The following is a 26,185-nucleotide window of genomic DNA, read 5'->3' on the forward strand; positions in this document are numbered from 1 at the left end:
CTAGAAGTACCCTTCGCGCTTGCGGTCTTCCATCGCGGCCTCGGACATCTTGTCGTCGGCGCGGGTCGCGCCCCGCTCGGTGAGACGGGAGGCGGCGATCTCGGTGATCACGGCGTCCAGCGTGGTGGCGTCCGAGTCGACGGCGCCCGTGCAGGACATGTCACCGACGGTGCGGTAGCGGATGAGACGCGTCTCGGTGGACTCGTCCTGCTTCGGACCGCCCCATTCGCCGGCCGTCAACCACATGCCGTTGCGACGGAACACCTCGCGCTCGTGGGCGAAGTAGATCTCCGGGAGCTCGATGCCCTCGCGGGCGATGTACTGCCACACGTCCAGCTCGGTCCAGTTGGAGAGCGGGAAGACGCGCACGTGCTCGCCGGGGGCGTGGCGGCCGTTGTAGAGCTGCCACAGTTCGGGGCGCTGGCGGCGCGGGTCCCACTGAGAGAACTCGTCGCGCAGGGAGAACACCCGCTCCTTGGCGCGGGCCTTCTCCTCGTCACGGCGACCGCCGCCGAAGACCGCGTCGAACCTCAGCCGCTGGATCGCCTCCGTGAGGGGGACGGTCTGCAGCGGGTTGCGGACGCCGTCCGGGCGCTCGCGGAGCTTGCCCGCGTCGATGTACTCCTGGACGGAGGCCACGTGCAGCCGCAGGTTGTGCTTCTCCACGGCCCGGTCGCGGTACGCGAGGACCTCGGGGAAGTTGTGGCCGGTGTCCACGTGCAGCAGCGTGAAGGGGACCGGCGCCGGGGCGAAGGCCTTCAGCGCCAGGTGCAGCATGACGATGGAGTCCTTGCCGCCGGAGAACAGCACCACCGGCTTCTCGAACTCGCCCGCCACCTCGCGGAAGATGTGCACGGCCTCCGATTCGAGGGCGTCGAGGTGCGACAGCGCGTAGGGCGCGTCCGTCCCTTCGTGGACGTGTGCGACGGTGGCCGTCATGCCAGACCCCTCTCGGTGAGCAGTGCGTGCAGGGCCGAGGCCGACTCGTGCACGGACTGCGTGTGCGACTCGATGCGGAGGTCCGGGGACTCCGGCGCCTCGTACGGGTCGTCGACGCCGGTCAGACCGGATATCTCGCCCGCCGCCTGCTTGGCGTACAGGCCCTTCACGTCGCGCTCGGAGCAGACCTCGACCGGGGTGGCCACATGGACCTCCAGGTACGTGGTGCCCTCGGCGGCGTGCCGCTTGCGGACGGCCTCCCGGCTGTCCGCGAACGGCGCGATCACCGGCACGAGCGCCTTGACGCCGTTGCTCGCGAGGAGTTCGGCGACGAACCCGATGCGCTGCACGTTGGTGTGCCGGTCCTCGCGGCCGAAGCCGAGGCCGGCGGAGAGGAACTCGCGGATCTCGTCACCGTCGAGCACCTCCACCCGGTGGCCGTCGGCGCGCAGCCGCTCGGCCAGCGCGTACGCGATCGTGGTCTTGCCCGCGCTCGGCAGCCCGGTCAGCCACACGGTGGCGCCCTGGTCGCTCACGCTCATCGTTCTCGTCTCCGTCGGTTCTTCGTTCGCTTGGCGGTCGGTCATCAGCCGTGCAGCCCGCACTCGGTCTTGGCGCGCCCGGCCCACCGGCCGGCCCTCGCGTCCTCGCCCTCGACCACCCGACGGGTGCAGGGGGCGCAGCCGACGGAGGCGTAGCCGTCCGTCAGCAGCGGGTTGGTGAGCACGCCGTGTTCGGTGACGTACGCGTCCACGTCGTCCTGGGTCCAGCGGGCGATCGGGGAGACCTTCACCTTGCGGCGCTTCTCGTCCCAGCCGACGACCGGGGTGTTCGCCCGGGTCGGGGACTCGTCGCGGCGCAGGCCCGTCGCCCAGGCCTCGTACGCGACCAGGCCCTCTTCGAGGGGCTTGACCTTGCGCAGCGCGCAGCACAGGTCGGGGTCCCGGTCGTGCAGCCGGGGGCCGTGCTCGGCGTCCTGCTCGGCGACCGTCCGCCGCGGGGTGAGGGTGATGACGTTGACGTCCATCACGGCCTCGACCGCGTCCCGGGTGCCGATGGTCTCCTCGAAGTGGTAGCCCGTGTCGAGGAAGACCACGTCCAGGCCGGGGGAGACCCGGGAGGCGAGGTGGGCCACGACGGCGTCCTCCATGGAGGAGGTCACCGCGAACCTCTCGCCGAAGGTCTCGGTCGCCCAGCGCAGGATCTCCAGCGCGGAGGCGTCCTCCAGGTCGCGGCCCGCCTGCTCGGCCAGCGCCTTGAGATCGCGCGTCTCCTGAGTGGTCGTCATGTCTCTTCGCCTCCAACGGAGTTGGGCTGAACACCTCGGGACAGCAGCCCGAGGTACTTCAGCTGGAAGGCTCGGTTACAGGCCCTGCATTCCCAGGCGCCGTGACCCGTCTCGTTGGGGAACAGGTCCTCGTCGCCGCAGTACGGGCAGTAGAAGGGGGCGGCTCGCTCGCTCACGACAGGGCCTCGTCGCTCGCTCGGGTCACCCAGGCGGCGAAGCGCTCGCCCTCCTCGCGCTGCTCCTGGAAGCGCGTGACGACCCGCTCGACGTAGTCCGGCAGACCGGCCGAGGTGACCTTCAGACCGCGGACCTTGCGGCCGAAGCCGGCCTCCAGGCCGAGCGCGCCGCCGAGGTGGACCTGGTAGCCCTCCACCTGGTTGCCGTCGTCGTCCAGGACCAGTTGGCCCTTGAGACCGATGTCCGCGACCTGGATGCGGGCGCAGGCGTTCGGGCAGCCGTTGATGTTGATGGTCAGCGGTTCGGCGAAGTCCGGCAGGCGCCGCTCCAGTTCGTCGATCAGCGAGGCGCCGCGCGCCTTGGTCTCGACGATGGCCAGCTTGCAGAACTCGATGCCGGTGCAGGCCATGGTGCCGCGGCGGAACGGCGAGGGCTTGACCCGCAGGTCCAGCGCCTCCAGGGCGGCCACGACCGAGTCGACCTGGTCGGCCTCGATGTCGAGGACGATCATCTTCTGCTCGGCGGTGGTGCGCAGCCGGTCGGAGCCGTGCTGCCGGGCCACGTCCGCGATCTTGGTCAGGGTGGCCCCGTCCACGCGTCCCACGCGGGGCGCGAAGCCGACGTAGAAGCGGCCGTCCTGCTGCTCGTGCACGCCGACGTGGTCGCGCCACTCGCCCGAGGGCTGCTCGGGCGCGGGACCGTCCGTCAGCTTGCGCCCCAGGTACTCGTCCTCCAGGACCTGGCGGAACCTGGCCGGGCCCCAGTCGGCGACGAGGAACTTCAGGCGCGCGCGGTTGCGCAGCCGGCGGTAGCCGTAGTCGCGGAAGATCGAGATGACGCCCTCGTAGACGTCCGGGACCTCGTCGAGCGAGACCCAGGTGCCCAGGCGCACGCCCAGCTTGGGGTTGGTGGAGAGGCCGCCGCCGACCCACACGTCGAAACCGGGGCCGTGCTCGGGGTGGTTCACGCCGACGAAGGCGATGTCGTTGATCTCGTGCGCCACGTCGAGCAGCGGCGAGCCGGAGACCGCGGACTTGAACTTGCGGGGCAGGTTGGAGAAGTCCGGGTTGCCGACGATCCGGCGGTAGATCTCGTCGATCGCGGGGCTGCCGTCGATGATCTCGTCCCGGGCGATGCCGGCGACGGGAGAACCGAGGATCACGCGGGGCGTGTCACCGCAGGCCTCGGTGGTCGAGAGGCCGACGGCCTCCAGGCGGCGCCAGATCTCCGGGACGTCCTCGATCCGGATCCAGTGGTACTGCACGTTCTGCCGGTCCGTGAGGTCGGCGGTGCCGCGGGCGAACTCCTCGGAGATCTCGCCGATGACGCGCAGCTGCTCGGTGGTCAGCCGGCCGCCGTCGATGCGGACGCGCAGCATGAAGTACTTGTCGTCCAGCTCCTCCGGCTCCAGGATCGCGGTCTTGCCGCCGTCGATCCCGGGCTTGCGCTGGGTGTAGAGGCCCCACCAGCGCATGCGGCCGCGCAGGTCGTTGGGGTCGATCGAGTCGAAGCCCGCCTTGGAGTAGATCGTCTCAATGCGTGTCCGCACGTTGAGACCGTCGTCGTCCTTCTTGAACTGCTCGTTGCCGTTGAGGGGAGTGTGGTGTCCGACGGCCCACTGACCCTCGCCGCGGTGACGGCCGGTCTTGCGGCGCGCGGCTGCGGCCGCGGGGGCTGCGGCTGCGGGCGTTTCGGGGGTGGCGGCCATGGCGGTACGTCCTTCTCGGGCGGCTCGGGGCAGGGGCAGGGGGCGCGGCAGGTAGGTGCGCCCCGACGGTGCGCCCGCCGATGAGCGGGTGCGGCACAGTGCCGCTCCTCACCGGGATTGCCGGTGGTCGGAGCGGTGTTCGGCCTTCAGGGGGCGGGCGGTGCTACGGAGCGTCGACGGGTCCGCGGCGGCGGGGACGGCGTCGACGTGCGGCGGTGGCTGGTTCCGTCAGCGCGCCGGACAGATGGCGCTGGACATGCGGCCGAGGTCGACGTGCCGCCGACTCACCAAGGCAATTCCAGCTGCATCCATGGCGGAAGCGTGGCACGGGCCGATTGGAGGAGTCCACTACTGTCCATCATGCGGACGAACTCGTCTCGAATCATGGGATGGCGTGATCCGGATCACCCCGGTCCGGCCACCACCGGGGGCCGGGTGGGACCGGGGTGATCCCGGGGGACGGTCAGGCGCCCGGCCAGGGGCCGGGGGTCGCGGTCTCCTCCTTGGGCTCCGTCTCCGTCCGGAAGACCTTGAAGCCGCGCCGCTCGTAGTTGGCCATGGCCGTCGGCCCGTCCTGGCTGCACGTGTGGACCCAGACCCGCCGGGTCCCCTCACGGCCCGGCCAGCGGTCGGCCAGGGACCAGGCGGCGGCCACGCCCACCGACAGCAGGTGACCGCCGATGCGCCGGCCGCGGAAGTCCGGCAGCAGCCCGAAGTACATGATCTCCACGACACCGTCGTCCTGGGGGTCGAGCTCGCAGTACCCCGCCGGGGTGCCCCGGTCGTACGCGACCCACGTCTCCACGCCCGGCCGGCCCAACTGCTCCACCCACTGCGCGCGGGTCAGCGCGAGCCGGTCCGTCCAGTGGATGTCCCCGCCCACCGAGGCGTAGAGGAACCGGCTGAACTCGGGGGACGGCACCTCCGCCCGCGAGACGGTGATCTCGGGGCCGGGGACGGCCGCGGCGACCAGTTCCTCGGGCGAGGTCATTTCCAGGGACCAGGTGGTGAGTGTGATGGTGCTCATGGACGTCAGGGAATCACATCGCCCGACAGGCTCCGGGGCGACCCCCAGGACCCCGCGTCGTCCAGGCGGGCCCTGATCACCGCCGGCGCCGTGGAGTGCGGCAGCAGCTCCCCGGGGCGCTCCGGGCGGATCAGTTCCACCTCCACGTCCTGCGCGAAACGGTACGGGCGGTGGGTCAGGACCCCCGCGAGCCGGCGCCGCACCCGGGACAGCTCCGCGCGGACGGTGACCGTACGGGTCGGGTCCCCGAACAGTTCGGCGGACAGCTCCGCCGCCGAGCGGCCCCTCGGGGACTCGGCCAGCAGGAACAGCAGCTCCGCGTGGCGCGGGCTCAGCTCCTGAGACCAGCTGCCCGCGGCCCCGTACACCGTCACCGTCCAGGACCCGGCCCGGCTCAGGTCGAGGACCACCCGGCTCGCGGCCGTCGACGCGGGACCGGACGCGGTGATCCGCAGCAGCCAGCCGCCGGGCAGCGGCTCCGCCACGCAGTCGCCGAGCTGCGGCAGCCACACGTGCCCCGGGCCGAGCCCCTTGGGCAGCGGGATCCGGTCGGCGGGCGCCAGTCCCGTCACGGCCGCCGTCCAGCCGTGGGGGTCGACGGCCACCGCCCGGTCCGTCAGGCGGGCCAGCAGCGGGGCCGCCACCGCCCGCAGCCGCTCCAGGGACTCCAGGTGGCGGACCCGCAGCTCCCGCTCGGCCAGCCGGGCCACCGCGCCGACCCACGTCAGCGTGGCCGGGTGCATCGTGGCCAGCGGCCCGCTGACGTCGACCACGCCCAGCAGCCGCCCGTCGCGGGGGTCGCACACGGGAGCCCCGGCGCAGGTCCAGTCGTGATGGGTGGAGACGAAGTGTTCCGCCGAGAACACCTGGATCGGCCTGCGGGCCACCAGGGTCGTGCCGACCCCGTTCGTGCCGACCACGGCCTCCGTCCAGTCGGCGCCCACCGCGAAGCCCAGCCGGTCCGCCTTGCGCAGGATCGAGGCGTGGCCCTCCCGCCACAGCAGCCGCCCGTCCGCGTCGGCGACGACCATGATGTGCAGGGACTCGTCCAGGGCGGGCAGCAGGCCCTCGCGGAGCACCGGCAGGACCTCCCGCAGGGGCGAGACCTGGCGTCGTTCCTCGGTCTCGGCGGCCGACAGCAGCCGCGAGCGCGCGTCCCGGTCCGGGTGCACCCCGCAGGCCAGCATCCGGCGCCAGGACTCGGCGATCTCGGGCCGGGGGGCGGCCGGGGGACGGTCGCCGGCCAGCGCGGCCGCCCGTACCCCCTTGAGCAGACGCGCGGCCTGCCGCGCGTCCATGGCCGAGACGCGTGCCGCGTCGACCGCGCTGCCTGCGGTGTGGGTCACCGGAACCTCCCCGTGCGGAACGGACGTGCGAGGGAAGCCGCCCGGCGGTCCGCGCCGCCGAACTCCCCGTGGCGCGCGGCGGGCGGTCCCCGACTCGATGGGACGACTGGGGTGCAGGGTTGCAACGGTATGCAACTCTCGCCAATCCCCGGTCGCCCGACCGAAACTATCGGGACGTCGCCGAGCGGCGTGACAGCTCCTTCCTCGGGGCTTATCGGATCCGGGGTGGTGCCGAGTCGGCGCGGCGCCATTCCCGGTCTTCCGGCCGACGGGCCCGGATCACGGCAGTGAGCGGTTTGGGGACCTCTCCTAGCCCGCGATCCGTGCCCGTGCCACGATCGAACCCAGGTCCAAACTGTGCGGCAGCGTGCCGAACGCCGTGCCCCAGTCGCCGCCGAGCCGCGAGGCGCAGAACGCGTCCGCCACCTCCGGCGGGGCCCACCGCACCAGCAGTGACCCCTGCAACACCAGTGCCATGCGCTCCACGACCCGGCGGGCCCGGGCCTCGATGCCCTCCAGGTCCGCGAGGTCGGTCAACAGGTCCTTGACGGCGGCGTCCAGCCGGTGGTCCGCGCCCCGGGCCAGCCCGACCTCCCGCAGGAAGGCGTTCAGCGCCTGCGGTTCGCGTTGGAGCGCCCGCAGCACGTCCAGGGCCTGGACGTTGCCCGAGCCCTCCCAGATGGAGTTCAGCGGGGATTCGCGCAACAGTCGCGGCAGTCCGGACTCCTCGACGTAGCCGTTGCCCCCCAGACATTCGAGGGCCTCGGCGACCATCGGCGTACACCGCTTGGTCACCCAGTACTTCGCCGCGGGCACCGCGAGCCGCAGGAAGGCCTTCTCCTCGTCGGTGCCGGCGTCGTACGCGGCGGCGAGGCGCAGGGTGAGGACGGTGGCGGCCTCCGATTCCAGGGCCAGGTCGGCCAGCACGTTGCGCATCAACGGCTGCTTGGTGAGCGGCGCTCCGAAAGCGGAGCGGTGCTCCGTGTGGTGGAGGGCCTGGGTCAACGCCTGACGCATCAGCGAGGCCGAGCCGATCACGCAGTCCAGCCGGGTCGCCGCGACCATCTCGATGATGGTCCGCACCCCCCGGCCCTCCTCGCCCACCCGGCGGGCCCAGGTGCCGTCGAACTCGACCTCGCTCGACGCGTTCGACCTGTTCCCCAGCTTGTCCTTCAGCCGCTGGATCGCGAAGACGTTGCGGGTCCCGTCCGGCAGCACCCGCGGCACCAGGAAGCAGGTCAGCCCGCCCGGGGCCTGCGCCAGCACCAGGAACCCGTCGCACATGGGAGCGGAGCAGAACCACTTGTGCCCGGTCAGCAGGTACTCGCCGGAGGCATCCAGCGGCACCGCCGCCGTCGTGTTCGCCCGTACGTCACTGCCCCCCTGCTTCTCCGTCATCCCCATCCCGAAGAGCACGCCGCCCTTCTCCGCGGCGGGCCGCAGGCCCTGCTCGTACACGTGCGAGGTCAGCCGCGGCTCCCACTCGGCGGCCAGTTCCGGATCGGTGCGCAGCGCCGGCACTGCGGCGTGCGTCATCGACACCGGGCAGCCGTGCCCGGCCTCGGCCTGCGACCACAGGAAGAACCCGGCCGCCCGGCGCAGGTGCCCGGCCGGTCGGCCCCAGGCGTCGGTCAGCCCGGAGGTCACCGCGTGCCCGAGCAGCCGGTGCCAGGCCGGGTGGAACTCCACCTCGTCGACGCGGTGCCCGTACCGGTCGTGCGTACGCAACCTGGGCGGATTCTCGTTCGCCTGCGCACCCCAGTCCTGGGCCTGGCCCGAACCCGCGGCCCGGCCGAGCGTGGTGAGCTCCCGCGTCACCTCGTCGCGCAGTTCGGGGGAGGCGTCGACGAGGTGCCGCTCCACCCCCTCGGTGAGGGCCCGGTCGCCGGTGAACGCCTCGTAGCCCACAAGGGGCGGGGCCTGGTTGCTGACTGTGTGGGTGGTGGCTGCCATGCGGATACCGTAAGGACGTGCAGCCAGCAAAAGAAACACCCCAGCGGATCCCAGGGCGGCTCCACCGGGCCCGCGCCCTCTACCGCAACGTCTCCAAGCGCAAAATGGGCTGGCTGCTGCTCAAGGACACCGTCAACTCGTGCATCGAGTACCGGATCCTGGGTCTCGCGGCCGAGGCGGCGTTCTTCACCCTCCTCTCGCTCCCGCCGCTCTTCCTGGGCCTGCTGGGCCTGCTCGGGTACGTGGACGGCTGGACGGGCGGCACGTTCGTCGCCAGCATCGAGGAGAACATCCTGCGCGCGGTCGGCACGGTGCTCTCCGACCGGGGCGTCAACGACATCGCCAAACCCATGCTGGACGACGTGACCAGCCGCGGCCGACCGGACCTGATCTCCCTCGGTTTCGCCTTCGCCCTGTGGTCCGGTTCCCGGGCGGTCAACGTCTTCATCGACACCATCACCGTCATGTACGGCCTCGACGGTCAGCGCGGCATCGTCAAGACCCGGCTGCTGTCCTTCCTGCTCTACGTGATCGCGCTGCTGATCGGTGCGATCGTGCTGCCGCTGATGGTCGCCGGCCCGGACGCCGTGGTGAGCCTGCTGCCCTGGAGCACGGAGGTGATCGCGGTGCTCTACTGGCCCACGGTCACCCTCCTCTCCATCGCCTTCCTGACCACGCTCTACCACGTGTCCGTGCCCGTGCGCTCGCCGTGGATCGAGGACGTGCCGGGCGCCCTGGTGGCCCTGGCGATGTGGGTGCTCGGCTCGTTCCTGCTGCGGATCTACCTCACCAACACCGTGGAGGGGCCGACGATCTACGGTTCGCTGGCCGCGCCGGTCGCGATCCTGCTGTGGATCGGCATCTCGGCCTTCGCCGTGCTCGTCGGCGCCGCCGTCAACGCCGCCATCGACCGGGTCTGGCCGTCGGTGGCCACCGCCGCGGCCCGCGAGGCCAACGAGCGGGTACGGGAGGCGGAGGCGGCCCGGTTGATCGCCCGCGCCGCCGCCTGGCGGGCGCTGGCCGAGGGGGAGTCCGAGGACGACGAGGACGCGGGGATGCCCTCGGAGTTCCCCGAGCGCTGGTCGCGGTTCCTGCCGCCCGAGGACTACCACTCCCGGCTGCGCAAGCACTGACGAGCCGCCCCGGCGGCGCGGGCCCCGGTTCCCGGCCGCGCCGGCGCCGGGCGCGGACGTAGCCTGGCCCCGTGTACGAGGAGCGACCTTCCCCGCTGGTGCCCGGCGCCGTGCTGTGGCGCTCCGACGGGCCCGGCGCCATGGTGCTGCCCGACGGTTGCATGGACCTGCTGTGGACCGGCGGGCGGCTGCTGGTGGCCGGCCCGGACACCGGCCCGCACCCCGCCGGCGAGATCCCGGGCGAGGCCCCCGGCGGAACCTTCTGGGGGCTGCGGCTCGCCCCCGGCACGGCGCCCGCGCTCCTCGGCGTACCGGCGCACGAGCTGCGCGACCGACGGGTGGACCTGGCCGGACTGTGGCCCGGCGCCGAGGTGCGCCGCCTCGCCGAGCGGACGGGCGCGTACGCGGACCCCCGCGACGGCCTGGAGGAACTGGCCCGGACCCGCGCCGCCGCCGGCGGGCCGACGCCCGACCCGGTCGCCTTCGCGGTACGGGCCGGAGTGCGGCGCGGCCGGTCGGTGGCCGCCATCGCCCGGGAGGTCGGTCTCGGGGAACGACAGCTCCACCGGCGCTCCCTCGACGCGTTCGGGTACGGCCCCCGCACCCTGGGGCGGATCCTGCGGCTCCAGCGGGCGCTGGCCCTGCTCCGCCTCGGCACCCCGCAGGCGGAGGTCGCGTACGCGGTCGGGTACGCCGACCAGGCCCACCTGGGCCGGGAGGTCCGCGCCCTGACCGGGCGCACGCCCGGGGCCCACGGGCCGGGCGCGGGCGGGCCGGGCGCGGGTCAGGCGCCGGGCTGCTCGTCCCCGGAGGCGGGGGCGAACAGCGAGACCCCGGATCCGTCAGGGTCGAGCACCACGGCGTAGCGCTGCCCCCAGAACGCGTCCCACGGCTTCAGGTGCCCCGGGTGTCCCGCCCCGGTCAGCTCGGCGTAGAGGGCGTCCACCTCGTCGGGGGAGTCGCACAGGAAGGCGAGGCCGACCCGGCCCTCGCCGGAGGGCCGCGTCCAGGACGGGTCGAAGGAGCGGATGACCTCCTCGGTGTCCCAGCCGATCCGCGTGCCGCCCGGCAGGACGGTCTCCACGTGCGGCCGGGTGTCCGCCTCGGGCGGGAGGTCCAGGCCCAGGCGGCGGTAGAAGGCGAGCGAGGCGGCCATGTCGGTGACGACGAGGCCGATCATGTCGAGTCGGGGAGTCATGCGCCCAGTGTCGGGTGCGCGCCGGCCGAGGGTCTTGAACGAATCGGACACGCGCCGAATGGTTCCACCATCGCCCGGCATCAAGAACGCGTAAAGACTGCCGGGAACCGGCAATGAACCCGAAGGTGGGGTTGCGGCAGACTTGGGCTTGCCGGGGTGCTCGTACCGGCCCGGTGCCGAGGCACGGAAGAGGAAGGGGGGCTACCGGTGGAAGAGTTCATCGCCGCCGCGTTCGCGTTTCCCGCCGTGGTGTTCACGTTCGCCCTCGGCGTGGTCGTCGCCTACTGGCTGCTCGTCCTGCTCGGCGCCGCCGAACACGACACCCTCGACACCGACTCCGGATCCGCCGCCCTGGGCACGCTCGGGGTCCCGTTCTCCGTCTCCGTCTCGATGTTCACCGCGTTCGCCTGGTTCACCAGCCTCGCCGGGACCGTCTACCTCGACCGGGCCGGCCTCGGCGGCGGAACCTCCGTCCCCGTCCTGCTCGCCGCGTTGATCGTGGCCAGGGTGGCCACCAGGATCTGCGTGGCACCGCTGCGCGGGTTCTTCCGACCCGACGAACCGCCGCCCTCGCGACAGGACTTCATCGGCCTCGTCTGCGTCATCCGCACGGGTCGGGTCGACGACCGCTTCGGCCAGGCCGAGGTGGCCGCCGACGACGGCTCGACCGCGATCGTGCAGGTCCGCCAGACCGGGGACGATCCGCTCTCCCACGGGAGCACCGGCCTGCTCTACGCGTACGACGAACCCGGCGAGTTCTTCTGGGTCGCCCCGTACGACAGCGCGCTCGACCCCCGCGCCTGAACCCCACGGAACCTCCCTTACCGCTCCATTCGAAGGGGCCCCTGCATGGATGCCATCTCCTTGGGCGTCGGCGTGCTCGTCGGCGTCATCCTCCTCGTCGTCTTCGTGCTGTTGTTCGTCCTCAGCCGGCTGTTCCGGAAGGTCGAACAGGGCAAGGCGCTGATCGTGTCGCGGATGCGCAAGGTCGACGTGACCTTCACCGGGCAGGTCGTCCTGCCCGTCCTGCACAAGGCCGAGATCATGGACATCTCGGTGAAGACCATCGAGATCTCCCGAACCGGCCGCGACGGCCTGATCTGCCAGGACAACATCCGCGCGGACATCCGCATCTCGTTCTTCGTACGCGTCAACAAGACCACCGAGGACGTCATCAAGGTCGCCCAGGCGATCGGCACCGCGCGGGCCAGCGACAAGGCCACCCTCCAGGAACTGTTCAACGCGAAGTTCTCCGAGGCCCTCAAGACCGTCGGAAAGCAACTCGACTTCACCGACCTCTACACCAAGCGCGACGAGTTCCGGGACCGGATCATCGCCGTCATCGGCACCGACCTCAACGGCTACAGCCTGGAGGACGCGGCGATCGACTACCTGGAGCAGACCCCGCTCACCCAGCTCGACGCCTCCAACATCCTCGACGCGCAGGGCATCCGGAAGATCACCGAGCTGACCGCCATCGAGCACGTGCGCACCAACGAGTTCCAGCGCACGGAGGAGAAGGAGATCACCCGGCAGAACGTCGACGCCCGCGAAGCCATCCTCGAACTCGAACGCCGGCAGGCCGACGCCGAGATCAAGCAGCGCCGCGAGATCGAGACCGTGCGCGCCAAGGAGGAGGCGGAGACCGCCAAGGTCGTCGAGGAGGAGCGGCTGCGCGCCCAGGGCGCCTTCCTGCGCACCGAGGAACAACTCGGCGTGCAACGCGAGAACCAGGCCCGCGAGGTGGCCGTCGCCGCGAAGAACCGCGAGCGGGTCATCGCGGTGGAGACCGAGCGCATCGAGAAGGACCGCCAGCTGGAGGTCATCGCCCGCGAGCGCGAGACCCAGCTGAGTCGGATCGCCGCCGACAAGGAAGTGGAGACCGAGAAGCGCGACATCGCCGAGGTCGTGCGCGAGCGCGTCGCGGTGGACCGCACCGTCGCCGAGCAGGAGGAGTCGATCAAGCGGCTCCGCATGGTCGAGGAGGCCGAGCGGACCCGGCAGGCCGTGGTCATCGCCGCCGAGGCGGAGGCCCAGGAACAACTGGTCAAGGACATCAAGGCGGCCGAGGCGGCCGAGGCGTCTGCCGTCCACCACGCCGCCGAACAGGTCACGTTGGCCGAGGCCCGGGTCAAGACGGCCGACCTCGACGCACGGGCCAAACTGCGCCTCGCGGAGGGCGTGCAGGCCGAGGCCGCCGCGCCCGGGCTGGCCGCCGTACAGGTCCGCGAGAAGGAGGCCGACGCGATCGAGAAGTCGGGTCTCGCGGAGGCGCACGCCACCGAGGCACGACTGCGGGCGCAGGCCGAGGGCACCAGGGCGCAGGCCCTGGCGGACGCCGAGGCCATCGGCGGAAAGCTGAAGGCGGAGGCCGCCGGCCTCACCGAGAAGGCCGCGGCGATGGCCGCACTGGACGACGCCTCGCGGGGCCACGAGGAGTACCGGCTCCGCCTCCAGGCGGAGAAGGAGGTCCGGCTCGCCGGACTGGACGTACAGCGGCAGGTCGCCGAGGCCCAGGCCATGGTGGTCGCGGCCGGGCTGGAGAAGGCCGACATCAACATCGTCGGCGGGGACTCGGTCTTCTTCGACCGGCTCGTCTCCTCGATCTCGCTGGGCAAGGGCATGGACGCCTTCGTCGAGAACTCGGCCACCGCGCGGACCCTCGCGAAGCCGTGGCTGGACGGCTCGTCCGACTTCACCGCCGACCTGACCCGGATGCTCGGCAGCGTCGCCGCGGCCGACGTACGGGACCTGACGGTGTCCGCGCTGCTGATGAAACTGATGCAGGGCGGCGGCGCGAGCGCCGGACCACTGGCCGAACTGCTCTCCCAGGCCGACCGGTTGGGCCTCTCGGACCTGCCGCTCACGGCCCTCGCGGGCGCCGCGACCGGCGCCCCCGCCGCCCGGGCGAACGGCTCGGCCGCAGCCGGCCGGCAGGCATAGGCAGCACCCCCGGCGGCATCGGCCGCCGGTGACACACACGGGGCCGCCGGCCGGTCGTGACCGGCGGCCCCGGCCCCTCTCCCCTCGCGTCAGGAGTGAAGACGACCCATGGGTACGGACATCGACGCCGGAACGTACGAGGTCCTGCGCGACCGCCTCGGCGCGCGGGCCGCCGAGCTGGCCCGACGGGCCGAGGCACTCAACGCGCGGCGCGTCGAGGTGTTCGGCTCCACCGGGCTGACCCTCACCGGCACCGCCCCCGTGCACACCACCGAACCCTGTGTGGCCCGCGACCTCGTCGCCGTGGGCGAGTGGCTGCTGCTCGGCCACGGGGTGCCGATCGGGCACACCGGGGACGTCCGCCCCGGGGAGGTGTTCGGGCTGTACGACCGGGGCCTGAACCCGGCCCCCGAGGACGCCGTCCCCGGCCTGCTCGACGACCCCGGGTTCCTGCGCGAGTTCGCCGCCCTCTTCCGCTACTACCGCCAGGCCCGGCTGCTGCGACTGCGCCACGTCGAGGGCGGGCTGCTGGCCGTCTTCCGGACCGGCGAGACGGCCGCCGACATCCGGGTGCTGCGCTGGCGGCTCGCCGGCGGCGGCGTCCGCTTCCTCGACGCGCGCGGCGAACGGGACCACGTACGGCCCGCCGCACACGACGTCGAGTGGACGGCCGCCACCCGCGAGGACCAGATCCTCGGCCGCCACCCGCACCTGTCCGTCGGCGGGGACCTGTACGTCTCCACGGTCGGCGGCCACCTCACCGTCAAGACCGGGAACGACACCGAGAGCGGCGAGGGCGTCTTCACCGAACCGGTCGACGAGCCGCTCCAGGCCCTCGCCGACGCCGAGGTCGCGCACGCCCGGGTGGGGCCGCTGATCCTGCTGCGCGTACGCCCCTACAAGGAGGACACCCGCCGCCACCTCGTCTTCAACACCGTCACCCGGGACGTCGTCCGCCTCGACGGCATCGGCCGGGGCTGCCGGCGACTGCCCGAGGACCAGGGCATCGTCTTCCCCGGCGGCTACTGCCTGGCCGGCGGAGCCCACAAGACCTTCGACGTGGACACCGACGGTCTGACGTACGAGCGGACCGTGCGCTCGCCCAACGGCGAGGACGTGCTCCACGTCTTCGCCGGGGACGAGGGCCGGACCCTGCTGATGCCGTACAACGTCATCCGCAAGGCCGCCGCGACCCCCATCCCCTGCCACGGCCACGCCCTCTTCGAGGACGGCACCCTCACGGTGCTGCGCGGCCCCGCAGACCGGGACGCGGGCGGCGCCACACGCGTCCACCCCGTCCAGGTGTGGCAGTCCCCGTACGTCTCCGACACCCACGCCGCCGCCCGCCCCGCCGGCGCCGGGCCCCTCGCCCGGATCGGCAACGCCGACCTGGTGCGCGCCATCGCGGACTGCCTCGAACTCGCCGGCGCCGTGCGCGACGCCGGCGAGCCGACCGCCGAACTGTACGAGGCCCTCACCGCGGCCTCCGTGCGCGCCGCCGACCAGTACCACTGGCTCGGCGACCCCGAAGTCGGCGACCTGGCGGCCCCGTTGGGCGACCTGCGGGACACCGCCGAACAGGTCCTCGTCGAGTTCGAGACCGTACGGAACCTGACCCGACAGGCCGCCGAGGCCCTGGAGGAGGCCGCCGCCTCCCTGGCGGGCCTGGTCCGCCGGGTCCGCGGCTCCGCCCCGCGCACCGCGAGCGCCTGGGTGGAACAACTCACCGGCCTGCGCCGCGCCCAGGGCCGGCTGGTCTCGCTGACCGGGATGCGGTACGTCGACACCGGACGGATCGAGTCGCTGGCCGCCGAGGTGTCCGCCGACATCGACGCGGCCGGTCGCCGGGCGGTGGAGTTCCTGCGCGGCGAGGACGCGTTCACCGACTACCGGGCCGCGATCGACGCCCTGGCGGCGGAAGCGGCGACGATCGCCGTCGCAGCCGAGGCCGAGCCCCTCGCACGCCGGCTCGCGGAACACTCCGAGGGGCTCGGGACGGTCACCGACGTCGTCGCCGCCCTGGACATCGGCGACGCCACCGTGCGCACCTCCATCCTGGAACGGATCGCGGACGTGCTGGGCGGCGCCAACCGAGCCCGTGCCGTCCTCGACGCGCGCCGCAGGGAGTTGGTCGGTGCGGAGGGGCGGGCCGAGTTCGCCGCCGAGTACGCCCTGCTCGGGCAGGCCGTCACCGGCGCCCTCGCCGCCGCCGACACCCCGCCCGCGTGCGATGAACAACTGGCCCGACTCCTGCTGCGCGTCGAGGACCTCGAAGCCCGGTTCAGCGAGTCCGAGGAGTTCCTGGGCCGCCTCGAAGCGCGCCGCACCGAGGTCTACGACGCCTTCTCGGCCCGCAAGCAGACCCTCCAGGACACCCGTGCCCGGCGCGCCGAACGGCTCGCCGCCTCCGCGGGCCGCATCCTCGACACCATCACCCGGCGGATCGCCGCGCTGGACGACATCGACGCCGTCCACACCTACTTCGCCTCGGACCCGATGGTGGCCAGGATCCGGCGCACCGCCGAGGAACTGCGCGCCCTCGACGACCGGGTCCGGGCCGAGGAACTCGACGGACGGCTGGGTGCCGCCCGCGAGGCGGCCGGCCGGGCCCTGCGCGACCGCACCGACCTCTACACCGACGGCGGATCCGTCATCCGGCTCGGGCAACACGCCTTCGCCGTCAACGCCCAGCCGCCCGAACTCGCCCTGGTGCCCCACGGGGACGGTATCGGCTTCGCCCTCGCCGGCACCGACTACCGCTCCCCGGTCACCGACCCGGACTTCGCCGCGACCCGGCCCTTCTGGGAGCAGACGCTCCCCTCGGAGAACCCGGCCGTGTACCGCGCCGAGTACCTGGCCGTCCGGCTGCTGCGCGCGCGGGGACCGGCCGCGCTCGCGGGCGCGGACCTGCCCGCCCTCGTACGGGAGGCCGCCGATGCCGCGTATGACGAGGGGCACCAGCGCGGGGTCCACGACCACGACGCCACGCTGATCCTGGCGGCCCTGCTGAGGCTGCACGCCTCGGCGGGGCTGCTGCGCCACCCGGCCGCGGACCGGGCCGCGGCCCAACTGTTCTGGGCGTACGGGGTCACCGAGGAGGCCCGGGCGACCTGGACCCGGCGGGCCCGGTCGATGGCCAGGGCCCGGGAGACCTTCGGCCCGGCCCCGGCCATCGACGACTTCCTGGCGGAACTGGCCTTCTCGATGCGGGAGTTCGGCGGACACGGGGGTGTCGCCGAATACCTCTTCGAGGAGCTGGCGGGCGGGGCGGCCTTCGTGGTCGCCCCGCCCGTACGGGCCCTGTTGGCCAAGTTCGCCGCGCTGGACGGGATCGCCGCCTACCGGGCCGATCTGGCCGCGCTCGACGACGACCTGCCCGCCCGTCGCCAACTGGCCGAGAGCTGGCTGTCCGGGTTCGCCGCCTCGCGCGGGGAGACGCTCACGCGCGGGGAGTTGGCGGAGGCCGTCGCCGTGGAACTGTGCGGCGCACTGCCACACCACGACCCCGGCGAGGGATGCGCCACCACCGAGACGGTCACCGGGCTGCTCGGCTCCCACCCGCGGGTGGGCGACGGCGGACGCATCCTGCTCGACCTGCCGGAACTCCTTTCGAGGGTGGGCGAGTTCGAGACGTCGGTGGTGCCGTCCTTCCGCGCCTACCAGCAGCGGCGCACCGAACTGGTCGCCGCCGAGCGGCAGCGGCTGCGGCTGGACGAGCATCGCCCCCGGGTGCTGTCGGGCTTCGTCCGAGGGCGTCTCGTCGACGAGGTGTACCTGCCGCTGATCGGGGACAACCTCGCCCGACAGATCGGCACCGCGGGCGCCGCGAAACGCACCGACAACAGCGGCCTGCTGCTGCTCGTCTCGCCCCCCGGCTACGGCAAGACCACGCTGGTGGAGTACGTCGCGGACCGGCTCGGCATGGTGCTGGTGAAGGTCAGCGGGCCGGCGCTGGGGCACGCGGTGACCTCGCTCGACCCCGCGCGGGCGCCCGACGCGAGCGCCCGCCGGGAGGTGGAGAAGATCAACTTCGCGCTGGCCTCGGGCAACAACACCCTGCTCCACCTCGACGACATCCAACACACCTCGCCCGAACTGCTCCAGAAGTTCATCTCTCTCTGTGACGGCACCCGCCGCATCGAGGGGGTCCACGACGGGGTGGCGCGCAGCTACGACCTGCGGGGCAAACGGTTCGCGGTGTGCATGGCCGGCAACCCGTACACGGAGAGCGGGGAGCGGTTCAAGATCCCCGACATGCTCGCCAACCGCGCCGACGTCCGGAACCTGGGCGACGTGCTGACCGGCAAGGAGGACGCCTTCGCCCTCAGCTTCGTCGAGAACGCCCTCACCTCGCACCCCGTCCTCGCACCCCTGGCCGCACGGGACCGGGCCGACCTCGACCTGCTCGTCCGGCTCGCCTCGGGGGACGCGGCGGCGCACGCCGACCGCCTGGTCCACCCGTACGCCCCGGCGGAACGCGAGCGGATCGTGGCGGTGCTGCGGCACCTGCTGGCCGCGCGGGACGTGGTCGTCGCCGTCAACGCGGCCTACATCGCCTCGGCCGCCCGGACGGACGCCACCCGCACGGAACCCCCCTTCCGGCTCCAGGGTTCCTACCGCGACATGAACAAGATCGCGACGAGGATCGACCCGGTGATGAACGCGGTCGAACTGTCCGCGCTGATCGACGACCACTACCGTGCGCAGGCGCAGACCCTGACCACGGGAGCCGAGGCCAACCTGCTCAAACTCGCCGAACTGCGGCACTCCCTGACGGCTGGTCAAGCGCGGCGCTGGGCCGCGCTCAAGGCCTCGTACGTGCGCGAACAGGCACTCGGCGGCCCCGAGAGCGACCCGGTCACCCGGGCGGTCGCCGCCCTCGGCCTGCTGGCCGACCGCCTCACGGCGGTGGAGACGGCGATCCGGGGCCGGGACGGGGCCGGCGGCTGAGTCGCCGCCCGCAGGGTCTGTCGTCGAAGTCTCGCCTGGCCGGGGCCACTTCGACGACAGAGCCCAGGGTCACCGCGCGCCGCGGCCCGCGTCGGACATCGGCACGCGGTCCCCGCGCCAGGTGGGCCAGCCGAGCAGCCGGGGGCGTTCGGCGACCCACGCGTGGTCGTCCGCGCCGACCTCGGCGTCGATGAGGGATTCGAGAAGCGCGCTGTAACGGGCGACCAGCTCCCGACCGGACGGCTCGAGCGCGAGGTTGCGCAGCTCGGCGGGATCCTCGGCGCGGTCGTACAGCACGACGTCGTTGTCCGCGAACAGCGTCGACAGGTTGCGCGGACGGTTGGGGTGGACGGGCGAGAAGTAGCGGCCGAAGGTGTGACGGGCGTCGGTGTAGCCGCGCAGGAAGCCGCGCTTGTCCCAGTCGGGGCGCAGCTCGCCCGAGGCGACGCGCCGCGGGGCCTCGGGGTCCGTGAACGCGGTCCAGAACGAGGCGTCGAGGGTCACGATCGACTCGACGGCGGTGAGCACCCCGTCGCGAACGGAACCGCCCTCCAGGACGGGAGTCAGGGAGTGCCCCCTGAGCGCGTGGAACCGGTCAGCCACCTCGGCCGGGTCCAACCCGGCGAAGGCGAGGAGGGTGGGGGCGAGGTCCACGGCGGAGGCGAGCGCGTCGGTCCGCGTACCGCCGGCGAGGTCGGGATGGCTGATGATCAGCGGGACGTGGAAGTTCTCGTCGTAGACGAGGTTGCCCTTCTGCCGCAGGCCGTGCGATCCGGCCATCTCACCGTGGTCCGAGGTGAACACCACGACCGTGTGGTCGGCCTGGCCGGAGGCCTCCAGGGCGTCGAGCACGCTCTCCACAGCGCGGTCCACGTCCCGCAGGCAGTTGAGGTAGAAGTTCAGACCGTCGTACCAGTGGGCGTCGTCGGCGACCGGCCCGAAGACGTTCTCCAGCATGCGCGCGTACTCGACGACCGCCGGCGCGGCGCCCGACAGGTCGTCGCGCAGGCTCGCGGGCAGCTCGAAGTCCCAACGCCTGCCGTACACCGGGATCGGCGCCGGGGCCTTGGCGACGACGGCGTGCGCGAGGCCCATCGGGAGGCTCACCCGCGGTGTGCCGCCGTAGTCGAAGCTCATGATGTCGTGCGGGTTCACGAAGTTGACCGCCATGAACCAGGGCTGTTCTTCGGCGACGACCGGGGCGCGGTTCCGCAGCCAGCGCACCGCCTGCCCGGCGATCACCGGGTCCAGCTTGAGACCGGCCCAGGCGCCCCCGTCGATGTCGCCCCAGTCGTTGAACTCCGAGAAGCCGTAGGGCTCCAGTGCGTCGGTGGTCGGGCCGGGGTTCCCGGGGGTGACGTAGGCGTTCGACAGGTGCCATTTGCCCTGGTAAGCGCAGTGGTAGCCGGTCGAGCGGAGCATCGTTGCGACGGTCCCGAGCGCGGGGTCGAGCGGGGCGATGTAGGGCATGTTGTCGTTGTCGTAGATCCGCGTGATCGGCAGGTGTTGCCCCGTGTAGATCACCGAGCGGGAGGAGCTGCACATCGCCGAGGCCGCGTAGTAGCGGTCGAAACCGACACCGCGGGCCGCCAGCCGCTCGCGCCCCGGCAACGAGAAGCCGTCCGGGCGGGGAAGGGCGAAACGCTCCTCGTCGGTGACGATCAGCAGGATGTTGGGACGACGCGTCATGGCCACCATGTCCTCCGGGAGACCCCGCGGACGCGCGACCACGCGTACGGCCGGCCGGCGGTGCGGGTCCTGATGTGCTGCTTGCTGACCGGACGACCCTACGGCCGTGACCCGCGCGGTTTCGGGAGGCACGGCGACCCGCGCGGAAAGGGAAGCGGAAAGGGAACGGGTCCAGGTGGGCGGCGACGTCCGCGCGGCGTGACGCTGGTCCGCCGACTGTCGTGTCGCGCGGGTGAAGCCCCGGAATTTAATCGGTGGCACCGTGCCCCGGGGCGGGGCTATGGTTCAGGTCGTTCCGAGGCGCGACCGTGTGTCGTTGCCGAGGGCACGGTGTCGGTTCGTTGAAGAGAAGCAGGGGGTGAGGACATTGATGACTGTCATGGTGACGGGCGCTGCCCGCATTCAGGAGTTCATCGTTTCCACCCCTGTGGTCTCCGGCTGACACCCACTCGACTTCCGCGCGCAGAGCGCGCCGCCGGGGCCACCCTTCGAAGGGTTCCCCTTGTTCAACGCTTCGCTCAACACGTCTTCCACTTCTGATGCTTCGCTCGCGCACGCCCTCACCCCCTTCGGTTGGGACGAGGCGTGGGCGGCCGAGTTCGCCCCGTACCTCGCGCAGGGCCTCGTGCCCGGCCGGGTCGTGCGGGTCGACCGGGGCCAGTGCGACGTCATGACCGCGGACGGGATCGTCCGCGCCGACACCGCCTTCGTCACCCCGCACGACCCGCTCCGGGTCATCTGCACCGGTGACTGGGCCGCCGTCGAGGCGGCCGGCAACCCCCGGTACGTCAAGACCTACCTCCCGCGCCGGACCGCCTTCGTGCGGTCCACCTCCTCGCAGCGCTCCGAGGGACAGATCCTCGCCGCCAACGTGGACCACGCCGTCATCGCGGTCTCGCTCGCCGTCGAACTCGATCTCGGGCGCATCGAACGCTTCCTGGCCCTGGCCTGGGAGTCGGGGGCCCAGCCGCTGGTCGTCCTGACCAAGGCGGACCTGGTCCCCGACCCGACCACGCAGTCCTACCTGGTGCAGGACGTGGAGACCGCCGCGCCGGGCGTGCAGGTGCTGACCGTCTCCTCCGTGACGGGCGAGGGCACGGACGTCCTCGCGGCGGTCGTCGCGGGCGGTACGAGCGTGCTCCTCGGCACCTCCGGAGCCGGCAAGTCCACGCTGGCCAACACCCTGCTCGGTGTGGATGTCATGGCGGTCCAGGAGGCCCGCGAGGTCGACGGCAAGGGCCGCCACACGACGACCACCCGCAACCTCCTCGCCCTTCCGGGCGGCGGCGTCCTGATCGACACCCCCGGTCTGCGCGGCGTCGGACTGTGGGACGCCGAGGTGGGCGTCGGGCAGGTCTTCTCGGAGATCGAGGAATACGCGCGACAGTGCCGCTTCCACGACTGCGGGCACGAGGCCGAGCCCGGATGCGCGGTGCTGGCGGCCGTGGAGTCGGGCGAACTGCCGGAACGGCGGCTCGACAGCTACCGCAAGTTGCTGCGGGAGAACCAGCGGATCGTCGCCAAGACGGACGCGCGCCTGCGGTCCGAGATCCGCCGGGACTGGCGGTTGAAGTCGGCGGTGGGCCGGGCCAACCACGCGGCCAAGCGGGGCGGGCGCGTCTGACCCGCCCGGGTCGGGCTCCCGGGGACCGGCCCCGGACGCCGTCCACCACCCGGACGCCGTCCACCACCCCGGGCCCCGGTGCCCGGGGCGCCGGCCGGTCGTTCGGGTTCAGTCGTCCAGACCCCACGCGTGGACGCGCTCCGGATGGATGCGGATGACCTCGGGACTGAAGTGGGCTCCCAGCGCGTGGGGGCCCACCTCCAGCGTGGCCGTCCCGCGGATCTCGATCCCGCGGACGCGCCACGGCCGGGTGGACACCAGGTCGTCCACCACCAGCGACAGCCTCGGGTTGGTGGTGAGGTTGCGCCACTTCTTCGTCGTGCCCATGGCCAGGCCGCCCACGAGGATCGTCCCGTCGTCCTGCGGGAAGAACCCCACCGGATTCGCCTGCGGCTGCCCGGCCGCGTCCACCGTGGCCAACCGTCCCAGGTGTTGCGACCCCAGGTAGGACCGTTCCGCCTCGCTGAAGCCCTCGAACATCGTCATGCCCCCACTCTCACAGTCCCGGCCGCCCCGCGCATCGGCCCACGGGCCCCCGCGCATCGGTCCCCGGACCTAGACCCTGTCCCCGAGGCGGCCGGGCCAGGCGAGACCCTGACGACTGGGCAACAGGGCCTACGACGCGAGGACCGCGCCCAGCCAGGCCGCCACCACCAGCAGGCACGCGAACAGTTCCACCAGCACGCTCGTACCCACCGCCCGCATCACCGCCCGGACGGACGTCCAGGCCTCCCCGCGCGTGCCCAGCCGCAGCCGCTCGCACAGGTAGATCCCGCCCACGAACCCGGGGATCGCACCCACCACCGGCAGCAGCACGAAACCCAGCAGCGCGCCCGCGCCCGCGAACACCGCCATCCGGGGGGTGACCCCCACGCCCCGCAGCCGCCGGGGCGGCAACTGCCACTTCACCACCTGCACCACCAACAGCAGGCCGGTCGTGGCGACGAGCAGCGCCCAGGCGAGCGAGGACCGCATGTGCAGCGCCCACCACAGCACCCCCGCCCAGACCAGCCAGGTTCCCGGAACGCCGGGGACCAGCACCCCCAGCACCCCGAGCAGCAGCACCAGCCCCACCAGGAGCAGCTGAGGCAGATCCATCTGCCCAGCCTGACCGACCAGGGGCTATCGGGCCACCCAGCCCCGCTCGTACGCGTGCCAACCCAGCTGGAGCCGCGTGGTGACCCCGGACATCTCCATCAGCCCCTTGACCCGCCGCTGCACCGTTCGCAGCCCCAGCTCCAGATGCTTCGCCACGCTCGCGTCCGTCATGCCGGCCAGCAGCAGGGAGAGGATCTCCAGGTCGACGGTGTCCGGGCCGCCACCCGACTCCTCCGGGGAACCGGTGGAACCCAGTCGCAGCGGCAGCGCCTCCCGCCACACCGCCTCGAAGAGGCCCATCAGGGACTCCAGCAGGCCCGACGCGTGCACCACCAGCGCCGCCGGCTCGGCGCCCCGGGCCGTCAACGGCACCATCGCCAGACTGCGGTCCGCGATGACGAGCTTCGTCGGGACCTGCCCCGTCACCCGGATCCGTTCGCCGCGCGCCAGGGCCGTGGACGCCTCGCGGATGCCGTTCGGCAGGGTCAGCACCTCCCGCTCGATGACCACCCGGTACTCCACGCCGCGCACGGAGACCCGCTCCTCCGGCTCGTCGTCCATCCCCGTCGTCACCTGGGGCCGCCCGCTCACGAGCGTGCACACCTCCTCCGCCGCGCCCAGCCGGAGCTGTACGAAGCGGTGCGCGACCGCGCTCGCCCCCGTCACGACCTCCACCAGGTCGTGGACCGCCGGCTCGGCGGCCTCCGCCCGGTACTCCCGCGCCAGCAGCGCCGCCGCAGACTCCGCCTGCTCCAGCTCGTGCCGCTGCCGGGTGAGCAGCGCCCCCAGCGCCACCCCGGGAGGGGCCGCCACCCAACGGCCGGGCCGGGCCGAGGACTGGGCCGCCAGGCCGTGTCGCTCCAGGTGCCGCAGGGCCCGTTCGGTCTGTGGCACGGGCAGCGTCAGCCGATGTGCCAGGTCGGGCACTTCCGCGGCCCCCAACGCCACCAGCGCGCGGTACGCCGACTCCTGTCCCTCGTCCAGGCCTATCGCACCCAGCAACACGTCCACCCCTTCTCTCGGCACCGTTCCTGGCGGGAAGCGGCCACGGCGCAAACCCGCCGCCGACATCATCGCCGTACCACCCGGCTCTCTGTAAGGGTGGCGCCACCGCGGCACCACCATGCGCCGGTCGATCGTCACGCGCACGGCAACTTTGCGGTTCGATGAGGCAGTTGGTCGGAATTCGCCCGGGGAGCGCGATGTGCCCGATCTCGCGCACGGCGCCGGGAGCGACCGGAGCGCCGCCCCCGCGACGGGCACGGTGTTCGGGCGCGGGGGCGAGCGCGTCGGGGACAGTCCGTGCCCGTCCGGGGTCTTCGGGGTCCCCGCGGGCGAAGCCGGCCGGTGGCGCCGAGGGGCGAACCGGCGGACGCGAACGGCGTGTCCGTCACCCGGACGGTCGCGCGTGCCTACGACGTTCGTCAGCCCGTACGACTGAAGCGGGGAGGGTTCACCGGGCGGCGGCCCGGTGGGCCCTTTTCGTGTGTTCGGCGTTTTTCGCCGCCCTCGACGGCCGACAATAGGGGCATGAGTCAGCGGGGCGCGGACGACTGGTGGCAGAAGCTCTACGAGGACCCGGACGCGGTACCCGAACCCGATCCGGGCGACACGCTGGACCAGCGGTACCGCTCGGCGGTGGTCCTGGTCAAGGAGCCGGAGGCAGGCACGGGAGCGGGCACGGCATCCGGTCCGGGACCGGTGGACACGGGCGCTCCGACCGGGCCGGCCGGCGCGGTACTGCCCGCCCAGCGGCGGGAGGCCGAGCCGGAGCGGAAGCCGGAAGAGGACGGGTCCCGGGGCGCGGAACCCCCGGTGCCGGCCCCGCCGCCACCCCGGCCCCCCGCGTACGTGGCCCCGCCCCCGCCGCCTCCGCTCCCGGCGTACCCGCCGCCGCCCGCGCCGAGGGACCCGCGGACGGCCGGGGCCACCGGCTATGCCCTGGGCGACGTGGTCGTCCCGCCCGCCGAGCCCGAACCGGCTGCGTGGGCCCCGGAACAGGGTCCCCCGGCGCGGTCGCCGGAGCCGCCCGAGCTGCCCGTACGCGGCCGGGGGGCGCCCCGCGAGGAGGCACCCCCCGCCGCGCCCACCCCGGCCGCCGCTCCCTTACGGGACGCCTCGTCGCGGCACGGGACCGTACCCGAGGCGGAACCCGCGCCGGAGCCGCCCCGGGAGGCGGGGCCGCCCCGGGGCGCCCCCGCCGAACGGCCCGAGGTGCGCCACCTCGGGGACCGGGCCCCCACCTACAACGCCGAACCGGGAGCGCTGCCCCCGGCCGATCCCGGCGCGCTCGACGCGTTGACGCCCGACACCGTGCTGGAGGGCGCCCGCCACGGCACGTACACCCTGCGCGCCGCGTCCGTGCGCGGGGACTCCGCCCGGTTCCGGGGCGAGGCCCGGCGGGACTCGCTGCTCACCGCCCGCTTCGGAGCCGGCGACGCCGCCCTCGTGCTGGTGGTGCTGGCCGGCGGGGACCGGGCCGCCCCCGGGGCCAAGGAGGCCGCCGCCGAACTGTGCCACGCGGTCGCGGCCGCCGTCGGGCGCAGCCACGAGCGGCTGTCCGACGACGTCCGGGCCGGGCGGCGCGAAGCCCTGCGCTCCGGCCTCCAACGGCTGACCGACCGGGGATACGGGCGCCTGCGGGTCCGGGCCGCGGAACTGGGCCACGCCGAGGAGTCCTACACGGCCGGGCTGCGCGGGGTCCTGCTGCCGGTGGACCCGCGGTGCCGCAACCGGGTGTGCTTCGGTGCGGGCGCGGGCGGCGTCTTCCGGCTCCGCGAAGGCCGGTGGCAGGACCTGGAGCCGGGCCGGGACCCGGCCCCGGGGCGGAGCACACCGTCCGAGGCGCACCCCGAAGGGGGCGTGGGCAACGGGTTCCTGTTCCGCGCGTCCGTGGCCCGGCCGGGGGACACCCTGCTGCTCTGCTCCGGCGGACTCGCGGACCCGATGCGGGAGGAGGGGCTCCTCTCGGCCGAACTCGCCGCCCGCTGGTCCGAGGAGGAGCCGCCCGGCCTGGCCGCCTTCCTCGCGGACGCCCAGCTCCGCCTCAAGGGATACGCCGACGACCGGACGGCCGCCGCGGTCTGGGAGGCGTAACGGCGCGGAACGTGCG

Annotated in this window: 21 protein-coding genes; 7 read left to right on the forward strand and 14 right to left on the reverse strand. The window is 73.1% G+C overall.

The genetic code is table 11. The features are described 5' to 3' along the window. The 9 genes from cysD to ACQEVM_RS10295 form a co-directional block, all read right to left on the reverse strand. Positions 1 to 939, reverse strand: coding sequence for a sulfate adenylyltransferase subunit CysD (cysD, locus tag ACQEVM_RS10255; protein WP_433077147.1), 939 nt, complete (start codon positions 937 to 939; stop codon positions 1 to 3). Continuing rightward, positions 936 to 1,481 (reverse strand): adenylyl-sulfate kinase, encoded by a 546-nt coding sequence (cysC, locus tag ACQEVM_RS10260; protein ID WP_053684816.1) that lies wholly within the window; start codon positions 1,479 to 1,481, stop codon positions 936 to 938. Before cysC ends, cysD begins: the two co-directional genes overlap by 4 nt. Positions 1,482 to 1,525: 44 nt before the next feature. Next, positions 1,526 to 2,227, reverse strand: a complete 702-nt coding sequence (locus ACQEVM_RS10265) for a phosphoadenylyl-sulfate reductase (protein WP_433077150.1) — start codon at positions 2,225 to 2,227, stop codon at positions 1,526 to 1,528. Beyond that, on the reverse strand, positions 2,224 to 2,403 hold the full coding sequence (locus ACQEVM_RS10270; protein WP_433077152.1) for a hypothetical protein: 180 nt from the start codon (positions 2,401 to 2,403) through the stop codon (positions 2,224 to 2,226). Before ACQEVM_RS10270 ends, ACQEVM_RS10265 begins: the two co-directional genes overlap by 4 nt. Beyond that, positions 2,400 to 4,112: a nitrite/sulfite reductase gene (locus ACQEVM_RS10275; RefSeq protein WP_433077154.1), complete on the reverse strand. Its 1,713-nt coding sequence runs from the start codon at positions 4,110 to 4,112 to the stop codon at positions 2,400 to 2,402. The genes ACQEVM_RS10270 and ACQEVM_RS10275 overlap by 4 nt, the downstream gene beginning before the upstream one ends. Before the next feature lie 228 nt (positions 4,113 to 4,340). After that, positions 4,341 to 4,424 carry a putative leader peptide gene (locus ACQEVM_RS10280; RefSeq protein WP_323178918.1) on the reverse strand — a complete coding sequence of 28 codons (84 nt, stop codon included), beginning with the start codon at positions 4,422 to 4,424 and terminating at the stop codon, positions 4,341 to 4,343. A gap of 151 nt (positions 4,425 to 4,575) precedes the next feature. Continuing rightward, the gene (locus ACQEVM_RS10285) at positions 4,576 to 5,139 is read right to left on the reverse strand and encodes a GNAT family N-acetyltransferase (protein WP_433077156.1); all 564 of its coding nucleotides are present in this window, start codon (positions 5,137 to 5,139) and stop codon (positions 4,576 to 4,578) included. Between the two features lie 5 nt (positions 5,140 to 5,144). Next, on the reverse strand, positions 5,145 to 6,437 hold the full coding sequence (locus ACQEVM_RS10290; protein ID WP_433079917.1) for a GAF domain-containing protein: 1,293 nt from the start codon (positions 6,435 to 6,437) through the stop codon (positions 5,145 to 5,147). Positions 6,438 to 6,794: 357 nt separating this feature from the next. Continuing rightward, the gene (locus ACQEVM_RS10295) at positions 6,795 to 8,438 is read right to left on the reverse strand and encodes an acyl-CoA dehydrogenase family protein (protein WP_433077158.1); all 1,644 of its coding nucleotides are present in this window, start codon (positions 8,436 to 8,438) and stop codon (positions 6,795 to 6,797) included. Between the two features lie 17 nt (positions 8,439 to 8,455). Here ACQEVM_RS10295 and ACQEVM_RS10300 point away from each other — a divergent pair, with 17 nt between their 5' ends. Both ACQEVM_RS10300 and ACQEVM_RS10305 read left to right on the forward strand, forming a co-directional pair. Further along, the gene (locus ACQEVM_RS10300; protein WP_433077160.1) at positions 8,456 to 9,571 is read left to right on the forward strand and encodes a YihY/virulence factor BrkB family protein; all 1,116 of its coding nucleotides are present in this window, start codon (positions 8,456 to 8,458) and stop codon (positions 9,569 to 9,571) included. 71 nt (positions 9,572 to 9,642) lie between these two features. Continuing rightward, on the forward strand, positions 9,643 to 10,437 hold the full coding sequence (locus tag ACQEVM_RS10305) for a helix-turn-helix domain-containing protein (protein ID WP_433077162.1): 795 nt from the start codon (positions 9,643 to 9,645) through the stop codon (positions 10,435 to 10,437). Here the strand turns inward: ACQEVM_RS10305 and ACQEVM_RS10310 are convergent. Continuing rightward, positions 10,356 to 10,769 (reverse strand): VOC family protein, encoded by a 414-nt coding sequence (locus tag ACQEVM_RS10310; protein ID WP_433077164.1) that lies wholly within the window; start codon positions 10,767 to 10,769, stop codon positions 10,356 to 10,358. The two genes, ACQEVM_RS10305 and ACQEVM_RS10310, sit on opposite strands and share 82 nt — an antisense overlap. 207 nt (positions 10,770 to 10,976) lie before the next feature. On the opposite strand from ACQEVM_RS10310, the gene ACQEVM_RS10315 reads away from it, so the two are divergent. From ACQEVM_RS10315 to ACQEVM_RS10325, 3 genes are all read left to right on the forward strand, one after another. Further along, positions 10,977 to 11,573 (forward strand): hypothetical protein, encoded by a 597-nt coding sequence (locus ACQEVM_RS10315; RefSeq protein ID WP_433077166.1) that lies wholly within the window; start codon positions 10,977 to 10,979, stop codon positions 11,571 to 11,573. Positions 11,574 to 11,618: 45 nt separating this feature from the next. Next, positions 11,619 to 13,712, forward strand: a complete 2,094-nt coding sequence (locus ACQEVM_RS10320; RefSeq protein ID WP_433077168.1) for a flotillin family protein — start codon at positions 11,619 to 11,621, stop codon at positions 13,710 to 13,712. 108 nt (positions 13,713 to 13,820) lie between these two features. After that, positions 13,821 to 18,662, forward strand: a complete 4,842-nt coding sequence (locus ACQEVM_RS10325; RefSeq protein WP_433077170.1) for a DNA repair ATPase — start codon at positions 13,821 to 13,823, stop codon at positions 18,660 to 18,662. Positions 18,663 to 18,731: 69 nt separating this feature from the next. On the opposite strand, the gene ACQEVM_RS10330 is transcribed toward ACQEVM_RS10325, so the two are convergent. After that, a complete protein-coding gene (locus tag ACQEVM_RS10330) occupies positions 18,732 to 20,351 on the reverse strand; it encodes a sulfatase-like hydrolase/transferase (RefSeq protein ID WP_433077172.1) in 1,620 nt (539 codons plus the stop codon). A 502-nt stretch (positions 20,352 to 20,853) separates the two neighbouring features. Between ACQEVM_RS10330 and rsgA the strand changes: the two genes are divergently transcribed. After that, complete coding sequence (rsgA, locus tag ACQEVM_RS10335; protein ID WP_433077174.1) at positions 20,854 to 21,975, forward strand: ribosome small subunit-dependent GTPase A; 1,122 nt, start codon at positions 20,854 to 20,856, stop codon at positions 21,973 to 21,975. A 108-nt stretch (positions 21,976 to 22,083) separates the two neighbouring features. Here rsgA and ACQEVM_RS10340 read toward each other — a convergent pair whose 3' ends face one another. From ACQEVM_RS10340 to ACQEVM_RS10350, 3 genes are all read right to left on the reverse strand, one after another. Then, complete coding sequence (locus ACQEVM_RS10340; RefSeq protein WP_433077176.1) at positions 22,084 to 22,461, reverse strand: PPOX class F420-dependent oxidoreductase; 378 nt, start codon at positions 22,459 to 22,461, stop codon at positions 22,084 to 22,086. Positions 22,462 to 22,590: 129 nt separating this feature from the next. Then, positions 22,591 to 23,073, reverse strand: coding sequence for a DUF456 domain-containing protein (locus ACQEVM_RS10345; RefSeq protein WP_433077178.1), 483 nt, complete (start codon positions 23,071 to 23,073; stop codon positions 22,591 to 22,593). A 24-nt stretch (positions 23,074 to 23,097) separates the two neighbouring features. Then, positions 23,098 to 24,075 carry a helix-turn-helix domain-containing protein gene (locus ACQEVM_RS10350; RefSeq protein ID WP_433079919.1) on the reverse strand — a complete coding sequence of 326 codons (978 nt, stop codon included), beginning with the start codon at positions 24,073 to 24,075 and terminating at the stop codon, positions 23,098 to 23,100. A 528-nt stretch (positions 24,076 to 24,603) separates the two neighbouring features. On the opposite strand from ACQEVM_RS10350, the gene ACQEVM_RS10355 reads away from it, so the two are divergent. Then, entirely contained in the window at positions 24,604 to 26,169 is a 1,566-nt protein-coding gene (locus ACQEVM_RS10355) for a protein phosphatase 2C domain-containing protein (protein ID WP_433077180.1), read from the forward strand. Positions 26,170 to 26,185 lie beyond the last annotated feature (16 nt).

The sequence above is a fragment of the Streptomyces sp. CA-243310 genome, assembly GCF_050936775.1.
Lineage (GTDB): Bacteria > Actinomycetota > Actinomycetes > Streptomycetales > Streptomycetaceae > Streptomyces.